The sequence below is a fragment of the Microbulbifer mixtoriginis (SeqCode) genome (assembly GCF_052467515.1).
Genome location: NZ_CP174314.1, coordinates 4645190 through 4659777 on the forward strand (window position 1 = coordinate 4645190; position 14588 = coordinate 4659777).

Annotated in this window: 13 protein-coding genes; 4 read left to right on the forward strand and 9 right to left on the reverse strand. The window is 53.3% G+C overall.

The window, feature by feature from the left end; genetic code table 11:
- Positions 1-97 precede the first annotated feature (97 nt).
- Entirely contained in the window at positions 98-694 is a 597-nt protein-coding gene (locus tag ACJJIT_RS20055) for a TetR/AcrR family transcriptional regulator (RefSeq protein ID WP_444899469.1), read from the reverse strand.
- Between the two features lie 156 nt (positions 695-850).
- Between ACJJIT_RS20055 and ACJJIT_RS20060 the strand changes: the two genes are divergently transcribed.
- Complete coding sequence (locus ACJJIT_RS20060) at positions 851-1393, forward strand: carboxymuconolactone decarboxylase family protein (protein ID WP_444899470.1); 543 nt, start codon at positions 851-853, stop codon at positions 1391-1393.
- An 86-nt stretch (positions 1394-1479) separates the two neighbouring features.
- Here the strand turns inward: ACJJIT_RS20060 and ACJJIT_RS20065 are convergent, their stop codons facing one another.
- The 4 genes from ACJJIT_RS20065 to ACJJIT_RS20080 form a co-directional block, all read right to left on the reverse strand.
- Positions 1480-2874 (reverse strand): S8 family peptidase, encoded by a 1395-nt coding sequence (locus tag ACJJIT_RS20065; RefSeq protein ID WP_444899471.1) that lies wholly within the window; start codon positions 2872-2874, stop codon positions 1480-1482.
- Between the two features lie 357 nt (positions 2875-3231).
- Positions 3232-4977, reverse strand: a complete 1746-nt coding sequence (locus ACJJIT_RS20070) for a S8 family peptidase (protein ID WP_444899472.1) — start codon at positions 4975-4977, stop codon at positions 3232-3234.
- 647 nt (positions 4978-5624) lie between these two features.
- Entirely contained in the window at positions 5625-6200 is a 576-nt protein-coding gene (locus ACJJIT_RS20075) for a rhomboid family intramembrane serine protease (protein ID WP_444899473.1), read from the reverse strand.
- A gap of 104 nt (positions 6201-6304) precedes the next feature.
- Entirely contained in the window at positions 6305-7192 is an 888-nt protein-coding gene (locus ACJJIT_RS20080; RefSeq protein ID WP_444899474.1) for a YicC/YloC family endoribonuclease, read from the reverse strand.
- 109 nt (positions 7193-7301) lie between these two features.
- Between ACJJIT_RS20080 and rph the strand changes: the two genes are divergently transcribed.
- Entirely contained in the window at positions 7302-8021 is a 720-nt protein-coding gene (gene rph, locus ACJJIT_RS20085) for a ribonuclease PH (RefSeq protein ID WP_444899475.1), read from the forward strand.
- Between the two features lie 108 nt (positions 8022-8129).
- Here the strand turns inward: rph and ACJJIT_RS20090 are convergent, their stop codons facing one another.
- Positions 8130-8897: an exodeoxyribonuclease III gene (locus ACJJIT_RS20090; RefSeq protein ID WP_252083884.1), complete on the reverse strand. Its 768-nt coding sequence runs from the start codon at positions 8895-8897 to the stop codon at positions 8130-8132.
- Positions 8898-9014: 117 nt separating this feature from the next.
- On the opposite strand from ACJJIT_RS20090, the gene pyrE reads away from it, so the two are divergent.
- Together pyrE and ACJJIT_RS20100 are read left to right on the forward strand one after the other, a co-directional pair.
- Positions 9015-9665, forward strand: coding sequence for an orotate phosphoribosyltransferase (pyrE, locus tag ACJJIT_RS20095; RefSeq protein ID WP_444899476.1), 651 nt, complete (start codon positions 9015-9017; stop codon positions 9663-9665).
- Positions 9666-9716: 51 nt separating this feature from the next.
- The gene (locus tag ACJJIT_RS20100) at positions 9717-10316 is read left to right on the forward strand and encodes a hypothetical protein (RefSeq protein ID WP_444899477.1); all 600 of its coding nucleotides are present in this window, start codon (positions 9717-9719) and stop codon (positions 10314-10316) included.
- A gap of 84 nt (positions 10317-10400) precedes the next feature.
- On the opposite strand, the gene slmA is transcribed toward ACJJIT_RS20100, so the two are convergent.
- The 3 genes from slmA to ACJJIT_RS20115 all read right to left on the reverse strand — a co-directional run bounded on the left by slmA (position 10401) and on the right by ACJJIT_RS20115 (position 14586).
- On the reverse strand, positions 10401-11009 hold the full coding sequence (slmA, locus tag ACJJIT_RS20105) for a nucleoid occlusion factor SlmA (RefSeq protein ID WP_252083881.1): 609 nt from the start codon (positions 11007-11009) through the stop codon (positions 10401-10403).
- 127 nt (positions 11010-11136) lie between these two features.
- Positions 11137-12039: an acetylglutamate kinase gene (argB, locus tag ACJJIT_RS20110; protein WP_444883199.1), complete on the reverse strand. Its 903-nt coding sequence runs from the start codon at positions 12037-12039 to the stop codon at positions 11137-11139.
- A gap of 153 nt (positions 12040-12192) precedes the next feature.
- Positions 12193-14586 carry a phosphomannomutase/phosphoglucomutase gene (locus ACJJIT_RS20115; RefSeq protein WP_444899478.1) on the reverse strand — a complete coding sequence of 798 codons (2394 nt, stop codon included), beginning with the start codon at positions 14584-14586 and terminating at the stop codon, positions 12193-12195.
- Positions 14587-14588 lie beyond the last annotated feature (2 nt).

The following is a 14588-nucleotide window of genomic DNA, read 5'->3' on the forward strand; positions in this document are numbered from 1 at the left end:
ATGTGCCATAGGGGCTGTGCTGTTCAAATAACCGCAGGGGCTGGATTCCGAAATCCGTCAGCGTTTGTATAAGAGGCCGCGCATAATCGCCTTTTTCTCAACTTGTGGTCTGCACGCAGGCTGGGTCAAACAACTGTTCGATCATTTGCTCAACTGCAGCGCGGTCCGAGGTGGCGCGGAGATAAGTTCGCAGCCCAATCATTAGAACCTGTAATTGGCGAGCGAGCAGCGCCGAATCTGTCTGTTTGGAAAGCTCTCCAGCATTCACCGCACTCTCCAGATACTGACGGAACTTTGCCCCATGTGCAGCCAGTAAAGCGCGGGCCTCGGCCAATAGTGCTTCTTCCCCTTCATCCAGCTCTGAGATGGCTTTAGCTAATAGGCAGAGCTCGTTTGGGGCATCAACATCGTCACCTAGCAATATGTGATGGAAATAGGCACGCAAGCCTCCAAGGTTGCTGCCTTCGTCATTTATGCATTGAAGGAGTAATTGGTCGCGATTTTGCGCGTAATAGCTGAGAACCTCTTTGAAAAGTCCAGATTTACTACCAAAAGCGGCATAAATACTACCAGGACGAAGATTGGTGGCCTGTTGTAGATCACGAGTCGATGTGGCGTGAAATCCTTTTTGCCAGAAAAGCCAGGTTGCCCGCTGCAATACTTCCTGGCGGTCAAATTTCGCGGTATTCGCCATGTTGCCTCCACTTGAGCAATTGCTCAAATTTTACCCTTTCAAGAGATATCCGCCAATTACTCTTTGTTGTTGAACGATCGCTCAACATTGGTTAGTCTCACAATACTTGACCGATCGCTCAAGTATTTAACCCAAACATCAAAGGTGAGTTCAGCGATGAAAGAGTTCCAGATTTACGATCTTGAAAGCGCACCGCAAGACAGCAAACCCCTCCTCCAGAAATCTATCAAGGCCTTTGGCTCTATCCCCAACTTGCACGGGGTTATGGCAGAGTCGCCCCAAGCCCTGGCGGCTTACCAGGATTTACATCAGTACTTCCTGGACACCTCATTCAATGCCGAAGAAATGACTGTGGTTTGGCAGAGCATCAATGTGGAGCATAACTGTCACTACTGTGTACCGGCACACAGCGCTATTGCCAAGGCGATGAAAGTAGCGGACGAAGTGAATGAGGCCCTTCGCAATAAGACGCCCCTACCTACTGAAAAACTTGAAGTACTGCGGGACACCACCCTGGCGATTGTGCGTGAGCGCGGTGTGATTTCAGATGAGGTATCAGAGCGGTTTTACGCAGTGGGCTATAACCGCCAAAACCTGCTGGAGATTATTGTTGGGGTTGTGCAGAAAGTGATGAGCAATTACATCAATCATCTTGCAGATACGCCGGTTGACCCCCAATTTGCCGCGTTTGTTCGTTAGATTGCGTGGGCCGGCACGGGAAAGCTATAAGGCCGGCATTTGCCGGCCTTTTCATAAAATCCACAAGCGGTGGCTATTTGGGGGAATCAGTTACTGGCCGCTGCCACTGCCGCAGCAGCGTCGACAATGCCAGAGCCACAGCGCGAGCAAGAGGATGGGAAACTGCGCGCGGTGCTGGTGAGAATAGACTCTACCTGATCGGGTGTCACATTGGGGTTCACCGAATAGATCAGAGCTGCGGCACCGGCTACATGGGGGGTGGCCATGCTGGTACCGGGATAGTAAGCATAGGAATCCGTACCGGCTACAGTGTTGCCGCTGTTGAGAGTGGATAGCACACCATCACTGCTCACCACATTGGTCTCACCACCCGGTGCGGCTACGTCGACCACATTACCGTAATTAGAGTAGTAGGCGCGACCACCGGAGCGATCAGTGGCGGCAACAGTAATAACCCCCGAGCAGCTTGCTGGCGTGTAACGGCGAGCGTTGCGAGCGGAGTTGCCGGCGGCAACCACGACGGTGGCACCGAGGCTGCGTGCGGTATTGATGGCATTCTGCGTTGTGGTAGCGCAGCTGCCGCTACCACCCAGGCTCAAGTTCAGTACCTGGGCGGGGTTGGCGTTGGTTGGGACACCGCTGACAGAGCCGCCGGCACTCCAGATGATACCGTCGGCAATATCTGAAGTGTAACCGCCACAGCGGCCGAGTACTCGCACGGGTACGATCTTCGCTTTGGAGGCCACACCGGCTACGCCCATATTATTGTTGGTCACTGCCGCTATGGTGCCGGCGACATGGGTACCGTGCCAGCTGCTGTCCGCTTCCGGATATCGTGGGTCACCACAGTAGGTATTGGTATACCAGTCGCCGGGGTCGGTGGCGTCGCTGTCGCGGCCGTCGCCATCCACAGAGACATCGGTATCGGAAATCATGTCATAACCGGGCAGCAGGTTAGCGGCCAGATCTGCGTGGGGCAGGAAGCCGGTATCGATAACTGCAACGACCACACCCTCGCCCTGAGTGGTATCCCAGGCTGCTGGCAGATTAAGGCCACCGGTGGACTCAAAATAGTGCCACTGGTCGTAATAGCTGGGGTCATTGGGTACGGCCATGGCCTTCATCATCAGGTCGGGCTCTGCATACTCGACATCGGGGTCCTGCTTAAGGCGGCTGATAATAGCCTCGAGCTCTGCTTTGTTTTTGCGTCCCTCGAGGCGCATCACCTGAGCACCTGTGGCCATACGGCGCAGGTGACGCATTTTATGGCCGGCGCGGCGGGAGGCTTTATCTACGGCTTCTGGGGCCAGTCTGGCCGCCTGCCCTATTTTAGCGCCCTGCTTGTATTTGACGATAATGCGGTCGGTGATTTGAGCGTTGCTGGTATCTTCGACCTGGGCGGCGAAGGGGCTTGCACACAGCAGTGAAAATACGCCGGCCAGTGCGGACTTATGCAATAGATTTTTCAGTGATGTTTTCATTATTGTTATCTCTCCGTGATGGATGGTTATCACCCTGGTCAGTATTTAGCTGACAAGAGGGGAAATCCGGGTGCTTGGCTTTCGGTTGAATTGCAAAAAAAGCGTGGCACCGTTAGAACACAGGCAAAATATGTGCCCGAAAAAAGTGCATTAAGGAATTTTGTCGATACAGCTGGCAAAGTTCGGGGTTGGTGCAGGGGGCAGAGGCAAGGCCTCTTACTTAGCCGCGTAACGCACAGCTCGTTATTTCCCTTTCCCGCGCACTAATTGGGTGAGGTACTTTGGTTCTTTATTGCTAATCCGCACCAAAATACCTCTTCCGTGGCCGGAGCTTTTGGCGCCGGCCTATGTCGTCAATTAGGGAGTGGTTTCAGCCTTAAGGGTGACGCCGCTGTAGGAGTCGTAACCGTAAACACTGACATACCAGGTACCCGAGTCAGGGTTGCTAATAGTACAGCTCTCTTCATTGCCCCAGAGGTAGGGGCGGCAATCGTACCGGCGCAGAGTGGGGTAGTTGGCATGGCGGACATAGAGGTCGACCTCGCCATTGCCGCCAGACATCTCTATATTCAAGCTTGTGGTACCCGCAGCGACTTCGATGGTGAAGTCGTTCCAACTGCCGGAGCTGCCGGAAAGGTTGGATTCGGTCCAGCTGACACCGCCGCCATTTCCGTTATCGCCACCGTTGTCTCCATCGCTACCGCCGCTCGCCATGGCCACTGCTGCTGTAGCATCGACAATACCGGCACCACAGCCGCTGCATGAAGATGGGAAACTGCGTGCGGTGGTGGTGAGTATCGATTCGATGTCGTCCGGGCCCAGGTCAGGGTTTACCGAATACAGTAGTGCGGCAGCACCGGCAACATGTGGGGCAGCCATACTGGTGCCTTGCATATAGACGTAGCTATCGCTGCCCGCGACGGTACTGCCACTATTGTGGGTGGAGAGAATGCCGTTCGGGTCGTTAGCAAAACTCTGCGCTCCCCCTGGTGCTGCAACATCCACTACGCTGCCGTAGTTGGAGAAGTAAGAGCGGCCGCCATCGCGGTTCGTTGAGGCAGTAGTTATTACGCCATCGCAGCTGGCGGGAGTGTATTGGCTGGCGTTATCGGATTCATTACCGGCAGCGACTACGATAGTGGCGCCTAGGCTGCGTGCGGTGTTGATAGCATTCTGAGTTGTCGTGGCACAGCTGCCACCACCACCAAGACTCAGGTTGAGTACTTGTGCGGGGTTGGGGTTGGATGGCAGGCCGCTGACAGAGCCGCCGGCGCCCCAGATGATGCCATCGGCGATATCTGAGGTATAGCCACCACAGCGGCCGAGCACGCGTATCGGTACAATCTTGGCTTTGTAGGCGACACCGGCGATACCCATATTGTTATTGGTGACGCCCGCGATGGTGCCGGCGACATGGGTGCCGTGCCAGCTACTGTCGCTTTCCGAGGGGATGCGAGGATCATCGCCACAGGCTTTGTCCGTATACCAGTCGCCTGGGTCTGTGGCATCGCTATCACGGCCATCGCCGTCTACAGACACGAAAGTGTCAGAAATCATGTCGTAGCCCGGCAGAATATTGCCCACCAGATCAGGGTGTGGGCGGTAACCGGTGTCGAGCACCGCGACAACCGCTCCCTCACCCTGAGTGACATCCCAGGCCGATGGCAGGTTCAGACCGCCGGTGGACTCAAAGTAGTGCCACTGGTTGAGATAGCTAGAGTCATTGGGCACAGCCATTGCGCGCATCATCAGATCCGGCTCAGCGTACTCCACATCCGGATCCTGTTTCAGACGGTTGATAATCGCGTTCATTTCCGTTCTGTTTTTGCGACCTTCCAGGCGCATTACCTGAGCACCAGTGGCCATACGGCGCAGGTGACGCATTTTGTGGCCGGCGCGACGGGAGGCCTTTTCCACCGTTTCCCTGGCCATGCTGGCAGCCCGGCCAACCTTGGCACTTTCCTTGTATTTAACGATGATGCGGTCCGTCAGCAGAGCGTTGTCTGCTTGTTGTGCCTGGGCAGTGAAGGGCGCAGTGCATAGCAGTGTAAAAACGCTCGCTAGAGCCGTCTTCTGCCGAAGGTTCTTGAGTGGTGAAGTCATTATTATTTGCTCTTCGAAATTATTGTTATCCGACAGCCAGCCAATCAGCTGGTCTATCGGTCACTCCTGAAAAGATCTTTCACTGACAGAAATATATCCGCCAATAGAAAGTCCCGAATAGCCGCCAGAATAGGCATTTGGCGGTTAAAAAGACCAAAATTAGTACCAAAGTTTCACATTGGCACAGATATATAACGACTTTGAGATTATTGTCCTCAGCTGAGGAACCTGAAATTGTGTGGCTTATGACGACAAATTTATAATTTTTTAGAAAAAAGTCAGGTAATGAGAACTTAGTCAGTGAGAAGGTGTGTCTTAGTTCACGAGCTCAGTTGGTGAGGGGTGGTTATCGGTTTTGCAGAAAAAAACAGTAAATCACTGTTTGGCAGGAAATGATTTTATGCCTTTCTGGTGCGAGGTAATTTTAAGTATTTTTGTCACAGCGCATGCTAATCCCCAGTGGTAGCTTCTTTCAGAGTTCGCGCTGAATACTGACTGGTAATTTTTCTGACATCACAATGACTTCAAAACAGCATTCAGCCGTCTATACGAACTATGGCCGGAAACTTGTTTTTATTTTTTTGAGTGCACACAGTGAGCGGTCATCCGGCTCCCTGTGTGCCTGCTGTGAATTTGCTAGAGAAAAACTATGAATTTTTAGATACAGCTTGTCGGTCCGTAATAGGGGTGGGTGTGTGGGCCCATATTTTTGCAGCCATTATACCAAACAGAAAACCGAATAGATGCGATTCCCAGGAGATATACATTCCTTGTGGCAGCACACCAAAAATAAGCCCGCCATAAACCAATCCGACAAAAATGGATATCAATAGTCGAACAAACTGCTTGCTGATAAAGCCGGCCAGCAATAAGAATCCAAAATAGCCATAAATTACTGAACTTGCGCCCAGATGATTCCCGCCTCTAGCAAATAGCCAAACGGCAAGACCAGTGGTGACAATAATCGTCAGAGTGACTTTTAGGTAGGTTTTCACTCCATATTGCAACAGCAAAAAACTGAAAACGCACAGGGTTACTATATTGGATAGAAAATGCCAGATGCTTCCGTGTAGCAATGGAGCGGTAAAAATATGGGGCAGATGGTCGATGGATCTAGGGACTAGGCCGAAGTCATTCAATGAGCGGCCGGATAATATATTAATAATTTCAATAATGGTTACAGCTAAGAATATAGCCCCAACCCATTTAATATTATTTCGCATATAAAATGTATTTCAATGTTAGTTGGGTAAAGCAGCAGATAGTTGTTTAGCAGAACGTGAATACGGGGCTCTTATTTTGGTTTTAAAAAAGCCCCATAATATGCTTACTCAATATTTTGTACTTGCTCACGCATTTGTTCGATCAAGACCTTCAGCTCTACTGCAGCCTGGGTGGTGTCGGTTACCACGGACTTGGAGGATAGAGTGTTGGCCTCGCGGTTAAATTCCTGCATAAGAAAATCCAAGCGCCGACCTATAGCGCCGCCTCCAGCGAGCACCCGGCGGGTTTCTACAGTGTGGGCATTTAGGCGATCGAGTTCTTCATCGACGTCGGCTTTTTGAGCGAGCAGCACAATTTCCTGTTCCAAGCGCTCTTTATCCAATTCTATAGAGAGCTCTTCCAGGCGGTTGCGCAGTTTTTCCCGCTGTGCCTCTAGAATCTGTGGTAGCAGTTCCCGCACTAGGGCGACTTGTTCTTCAATGCCTTTTAAGCGGGCTTCAATAAATTTGGCTAACTCCGCACCCTCACGCTCACGATTCGCGCGCAGTTGTTCTAGCGCTTCGCGAAACGCCTGCAAAATAGTGGCGGATTGCTGCTCAGTATTGGCTTCCGGTTCGCTAATAACACCGGGCCATTGGAGAATCTGCAGGGGGTTGAGTGGTTGGGCGCCTTCACCGCCGGTCACTTGTTTGGCGGCGTTAATCAATGCTTGTGCCAGCGGCTGATTAATTTCAAGCCCACTCGTTTCCACACTGTTGGGTTTTACTGTAAGCGTGAGTTCCACTTTTCCACGGGATAAACTTTTCCGCAAAATATCTCGTAACTGCGCTTCCAGAGGGCGGGCGACCTCGGGCAGACGGAAGTGCGGCTCCAGGTAGCGATGGTTGACCGAGCGCAGCTCCCAAATGGCGTTTCCTGTGGCATAAGCGGCTTCGGCGCGACCGAAGGCTGTCATGCTTCGCACTTTGTTCTGTTCCCGGTTATTGGCCATTGCTCATCCCCTGCAGGCGTATTTATCGGCTCGGCATCATAGCACAGCGTTCGGATATCCATGTGGGGGTATATAATGCAGGGCTTTCATTCATTGACCGAGGTGAGCTATGCAGCGTCCCAGTGGCCGCGCGGCGGCGCAGATGCGCCAGATAAAAATTACCCGAAACTACACCCGCCACGCCGAGGGCTCTGTGTTGGTAGAGTTTGGCGACACAAAAGTTCTGTGTAATGCCTCAGTGTCGAGTGAAGTACCGCGCTTCCTGCGCGGTCAGGGCAGCGGTTGGATCACCGCGGAGTATGGCATGCTGCCGCGCTCTACAGGTTCCCGCATGCCGCGTGAGGCAGCCAAGGGTAAACAGAGCGGCCGCACTATAGAGATCCAGCGTCTGATTGGCCGCTCCCTGCGCGCAGCGGTGGATCTGGAAAAGCTTGGAGAGAATCAGATCACCCTGGATTGCGATGTTATCCAGGCCGATGGTGGCACACGCACGGCGGCTATTACCGGCGCTTGTGTAGCCTTGGTGGATGCGCTGCGCCATATGCAGCGGGAAAAAATTCTCGCTGAGGATCCGTTGCTCAACCTTGTCGCGGCGGTCTCTGTCGGAATTTATGACGGCGAGCCGGTTTTGGATCTGGACTATCCAGAGGACAGCGCGGCTGATACGGATATGAATCTGGTGATGGCGGCAGACGGAGGTATGATCGAAGTACAGGGTACCGCTGAAGGTAAGCCTTTTTCCGAGAAAGAGTTCGCGCAGATGCTGGGCTTGGGTAAAGCGGGAATCGATGAACTGATCGAGATACAGCAAAAAGCCTTGGATGAGTGAGGCTTTGTATTTTGCTGAGTTAGGACCGCTCCCGCTGTAAAGCGGGTCGGTTCGCGACAGGACTCGGCTCCCCTACTCTCAGCCGAAATGGGCCGAGTCCTTAACGGTTTATACTTCCAGGTCGTAATCCATCATTAGTGGTAGGTGGCTGGAGAAATTCACATTCTTGTTAATCGCACCGTATTCAATACGATTTTTCAACCCGTGTGAAACGATCTGCATGTCGGTACGCCAGCCATCACCTTCGCCTACGGTGCCACTCGGCCACCAGGTAAATTCATCGGTGTCTTTGACCACGCGGCGAAAGGCATCGACATAGCCAATTTCATTGAACAGCTGGTCCAGCCAGCGCTGTTCGTGACGCATGAAACCAGGGTTATCCTGGTGGTCCTGCCAGTTCTGCACATCGGCACGACGGTGTGCCATGCCCCAGTTACCGCAGAAAATAAAATCGCGGCGCTTGCGGCTGATTTTGTGCAGGTGCGCTTGCATGTCGTCGAAAAACTGGACCTTTTTTTCCAGTGAAGCCTCGTCAGTGGCTATTGGCGCTAACAGAGAACCCACACTCAGGCGTTCAAAATCTGCCTGTAAATAGCGCCCATACATATCCTCGCCGTTGGCGAAACCCATACCGAAAATAATGGCTTTGGGCTGGTTGCGTGTATAGATCGCCACGCCGTTTTCATGGGGCGTTCCCGAATCGAAGAAGTAGCTGTAATAGCCATCGGGGTGGAATATGGGGTGGTCTAGCTCCGGCTCCAGAGAGCGCAGGTCTTGAAGGCAGATAATGTCTGCATCCTGCTCAGCTAACCAATCGTAGAGACCGCGCTGTGCGGCCTGATGAACGCCGTCTACAGACAAGCTTACTATTCGCATTATTAGCCCCTTACCAGCGGACTGTGTATCATTAGAAACATTATTTGCATGCCTATCCCCGGAAGAAATGCTACGGGGAGGTCTCCCTTCACCTTAGCTAATAGTTAACAATTTTCCATGCAGCAATATCAGCGCAATTTTATCCAATTGGCCCTGGATCATCAGGTGTTGTGTTTTGGTGACTTCACTCTGAAGTCAGGCCGTCAAAGCCCCTATTTTTTCAATGCTGGCCGCTTCCACACCGGTGCGGCATTAGCCGCACTAGGACAGGCTTACGCCGAGGCGATTATCGCTTCGGGAGTGGAGTTTGATGTCATTTTCGGACCGGCTTACAAGGGTATCCCGCTGGGTGCGGTGACTGCCGTGGCACTGGCTCAGAAAGGTATCGATAAGCCTTTCTGCTACAACCGCAAAGAGGCCAAGGATCACGGCGAAGGCGGAACCTTAGTGGGTGCGCCGCTGAATGGCAAGGTTTTGATCATTGATGATGTGATTACGGCCGGTACTGCGGTGCGTGAGGTGATGCAAATCATCGAATCTCACGGTGCCGAAGCGGCCGGTGTGGTCATCGGTTTAAATCGTCAGGAAAAGGCCAGCGAAGATTGTGAATTCTCCGCTATTCAGAAGGTCGAACAGCAGTTTAATATCCCAGTCATTAGCATTGTACAGCTGGATGATATAGTCAGTTTCCTCGAGCAGGAGTCTCAGGATAGTGAAACCCTGCAAAAAATTGTCGATTACCGGCAGCGTTACGGCGTAACGGGTTAAGTGAGAGGCCCGCTCGTTATAGCGGGCCGCATCAATTTAGTGAGAAGAGCGATGGCAATCGCCCCCATAAAATGTTTCCTGGTTCCTGCCATTCCGTTGTTTTGTACCCTGGCGAGTGCCGCCAGCGGTGAGCAGTTACTCTATCGCTATACCGATGAGCAGGGCATCATGGTACTCAATGAAATGGTGCCGCCGGAGTACGTGGCTAAGGGCTACGAAATTCTCAACCTTTCTGGCCGTGTTATAGAAGTGGTTCCACCGCAGTTGAGTCCCGAGGAGTTCAAAGCGCAGCGCCGACAGGAAGCACGCGAGGAAGCGGACCGCAAGCTGCTCAAACGCTATAACAGCCTTGCCGACATTGAGAGTGCGCGCAAACGCAAGCTGGCAATTGTTGAGCAGGATATGGCGATCATGCACTCGAATATCACCAGTCTCACTCGTCAAATTACCCAGGAAGAGACACAGGCGGCGCGCACCCAGCGCGGTGGGCGCGAGGTGGCTCCGGAGCTCCTGCAGCGTATTGCCGATTTGCAAAAAGAAGTGGCAGTACTGCGCGAGCGCCTTAAACGGCGCGCCGACGAGGCCAGTTCTATCGGTGAGGAATTTGATAAAGCCGCCGCGCGCTACGCAGAAATTACTAACAGATCCTGATAGTGCAGGACCATTAGCGCCTTTCTGGCTTCGTTACACGTGCGTCCTTCCAGTTATCTTTCACTTTCCATACCGCACAGCCAGTTACCTGGCTGCGGCGACGGTCTCGCGGAAAAAGCCGGAGGTCAAAACCGGCCATTGCTCGGCCCAGTACTCGGTGGGCTTGCGCTTAAAGCCGCTGCGTACATATTGCACGATACGGCCCTCGGCACTGGCCAATAACAGGTTGGCGGCACCGCCCAGGGGCAGGGTTGGACGCAGGTGTTCACGCAGTTCCGCTTCACGCAAAATCTGACGGATTTGGGTTTCCAGACGATCGAACAGCTGCAGGATACGCCCGTGCAAACGCTCGGTTTCGCCGGTCAACGCATCGCCAGTGAGAAGTCGGGTAATACCCGGATTGCGCTCACAAAAAGCCAGCAGAAGGTGCAGGATTCTCTGGCATCGCTCCAAAGCAGAGGGTTCTTCCTGAAGGATCAGCGCTATGCGACTGAAAATAGTCTCCTCGATAAACTCGATCAGGCCTTCGAACATTTTTGACTTACTGGGGAAGTGGCGGTAAAGCGCCGCTTCAGAAAAGCCAACTTCCTTGGCCAGGGCTGCAGTTGTAATACGTGCGCCGGGACTGGCTTCCAGCATATGTGCCAGAGATTCCAGAATTTGCTGGCGCCGATTGATTTTTTCGCTGCTCATTGATTGCCTTTAGTCCACTTGGGGGGTGGACGGTGATTTTTGCTCTTGTCGCCTTAATATTTCGGCGGCGGAATCCTACCGATTCGGACGTCTGTCTTCAATTGCCAAGCGCTACTGTGCGATGGCTTTATGTCTCACTATTGGTAATCAAGGTGCCGACGCCGGTATCGGTAAATATTTCCAGCAGGACCGCGTGAGGTACCCGACCGTCGATAATATGGGCAGAAGTGACCCCGTCTTTTACCGCGTCGAGTGCACAACTGATTTTCGGCAGCATGCCGCCATGAATGGTGCCATCTTCAATCAACCCTTCCACCTGAGGCGTCGTCAGGCCGGTGAGTACCTCGCCCTGCTTATCTTGCAGGCCCGCAACATTGGTGAGCAGCATCAGCTTTTCTGCCTGCAAGCACTCGGCGACCTTACCGGCCACCAGATCGGCATTGATATTGTAAGAAACCCCCTCTTTGTCGACGCCGATAGGGGCGATTACCGGAATAAAGCCGCCCTGGATCAGCATATTGATGACATCGGTATTGACCTTTTCCACCTCGCCTACCTGGCCGATATCAATAATTTCTGAGGCGTGCAGGCCGGCGCTCTCATTTTTGCGGCTCAGTTTGCGCGCTTCGATTAACAAGCCATCCTTGCCGGTAACGCCCACTGCGCGGCCTCCGTTCTGATTGATCAGATTGACAATTTGCTTGTTGACCGTGCCCCCCAATACCATTTCCACCACATCCATGGTCTCGCTATCGGTTACGCGCATGCCATCGACAAAGTGAGATTCGATATTGAGTTTGTTCAACAGCAGGCCTATTTGCGGGCCGCCGCCGTGTACCACTACCGGGTTCATGCCCACCAGCTTCATCAGGATAATGTCGCGGGCAAAGTCGCTTTGCAGTTCGTGATCCACCATGGCATTACCGCCAAACTTTACCACCACGGTTTTATTGGTGAATTGCTGGATATAGGGCAAGGCTTCATTCAAAACCTGAGCAATACGCAGAGCGGACTTCTTATCGAGGGACATGGCAATTCCTTTATGGTGGGGTGCGGTTGGATAGCTTTCCCGCTGTCCAGCCGCTGCTGTAGATACTGCGCGGTCGAGATTTTTTTGATTAAAGCACGGAGCGCTAGTCGGTTGCGGCACCTGCCTGTGCCACACAGGTTTAAAACTGGTGCGCTAGTTGAGCAGTTCCCAATTGGGAACGACAACTGTGGGAGCAATTTTCTTGATCTGCGCCATGACTACTTTGCGAATACGCTCCAGAGCCTCTTTATTTTCGGCCTCGAAGCGCAGGGTCAACGCGCTGGTGGTATTGGAGGCGCGCACCAGCCCCCAGCCATCAGAAAATTCTATGCGCAGACCGTCGGTAGTATTGATATCGGCATTGTCAAAATTGCCTTGTTCGCGCAACTGCTCAATCAGGGAGAACTTCTCCTGCTCCTCTACGGGCAACAATATTTCCGGGGTGCTCTCCATTTGCGGCAGTGAGTCGAGGAGTTCATCCAGGCTCTGTTCCCGCAGGGCCATAATCTCCAGGAGCCGCGCCGCTGCGTAGATACCATCGTCGAAACCAAACCAGCGATCCCGAATAAAAATATGGCCGGATAACTCACCGCCAAGAATTGCCTTGGTTTCTAGCATTTTGTTTTTCATCGGCGCGTGGCCGGTCTTCCACATTACCGGGCGACCGCCGTACTGGTTTATCAATTGAGCAAGGCTACGGCTGCTTTTCACATCGAAGACAATCGTCTCCCCTGGGTTGCGTGCCAGGATGTCTCTCGCCAGTAGCATAACCAGCTGATCGGCCCAGGCGATGCGCCCGCTGCTGGAAATCAGAGTGACACGATCACCATCGCCATCCAGAGCTATGCCCAGGTCTGCGCCGGTTTCCGCCACTTTGTCGATCAATGCTTGCAGGTTTTCCGGGCGCGTGGGATCGGGTGGATGGTTGGGGAAGTCCCCATCCACTTCACAAAACAGCGGAGTGACTGCGCAGCCCAGCTGCTCAAACAACCGGGGTGCCAAAACGGAAGTGGCTCCATTGCCCGCATCCACTACTAGGTGCGGTTGTCCGGCGAGGGCGACGTTGTTAAAGATCTCGTCAATATATTTGTCTTTAATATCCTGCTCGCGGTTACTGCCTTCCCCGCTTTTGAAGGGCCCCTGCTGCATAAGCTGGTGCAGGCCCTGTAGCTTTTCTTCAGAGAGGGGGCGGCCCTTGAGCACAATCTTGAAGCCATTGTATTCCGCCGGATTGTGGCTCGCGGTCACCATAACACCGCTGCTGGTGTTCTTGCCCTTGGCGCAGGCGTAGTAAAGCAGTGGTGATGGGATCAGGCCCAGATCGATACTGTTACAGCCGCTATCGAGAATCCCCTCCATCAGGCAGTTGCTGAGCAGTGCACTACTGTTGCGGCCATCGCGCCCCACTAGCAGGATTTGCTCTCCGGCGTGCTGTGCCAGGGTACCGAGGGCCTTTCCCAGCTGGTAGGCAAAGGGCTCATCAATTTCCTCACCGGCGATGCCGCGGATATCGTATGCGCGAAACACATGAGGGGGAAACTCGGTAGTTAGCGGATGTTGGGGCTTACCTGATTTGGTCGCAGACCTTGCCTCAGCGCGATTTGTCATATTCTGTTGTAAAGCTTCGGGAGCGATGCTGGGTGCCGATGCGAGCCCTTGGGGTAAAGCTTCATCCGCCAGCAGAGCATCCTGCTGCGACTCGGGCGCAGGGAATTTTTCACTTTCGCTTCTTCCACCTTTCTGGCTGCGCTCCCAGGGGGCACGGTTGTCTCGGGGCAGGAAGCGTAGAAGTACCAGCAAGGAGAGCAGTAGGCCGGCGCCGGCTGTGAGATAGATCCACAGAAGTGGCAAGCTGTGTTGCTGGATAAATGCAGGGGAGGGGCTGAACTGCACCTGCAGGTAGCTATCCGGAATTGCTTCAGAATGGCTGAAGCCACTGCCCTGCCCGCCGCGCCAAAGGGGCTGTGCAATCGAATCGGGAAATTTTTGAAGCAGCTGAATCTGTCCCTGGTTTTTATCGAGCGTTTCCAGGGATGTTTGCAAAACAGCGAAGGGCTGGCTGATCAGAAGTTGTTGCCCCGCCAGGTTAACAGCATTGTGAAGCTGCCAGCTGTTGTCGGGGCCGGTACGCAGTATCTCTAGGGGCTGTTGACTGTCTTGTCGGGTACGCTTAAGCAGATCTACTAGCGCGAAGTTCAGGGTTGGCTTTTCACCTGCGCCCACGCGGATTTGTGCCTCTGAAAAGACCTGAATTCGCGATTGTTTCGGTAGTTGTGCTGTTTTTAGCTGTTCTTCAAGGGGTTGTCCATTGCGTTCAATTTGTTGCAGCTGCCGCGTGCGTTCGGCTAACAGAGACTCTACATCTTGCGCGAAGATTTTTCCCTGCGCCCGGGCTGCCTGTTGTACTTGCGCTTGATTGTGGGGGGTGACTATATGCTCAACGATTAGATAGGCGCCGCAGAGCCAGGCGACGGCCGCCAGCAACGAAGGCAGCAGCAACCCCTTGTGCAATAGTCCTTGGCTCTGATTTTTCTTGTTGAAAACCACTG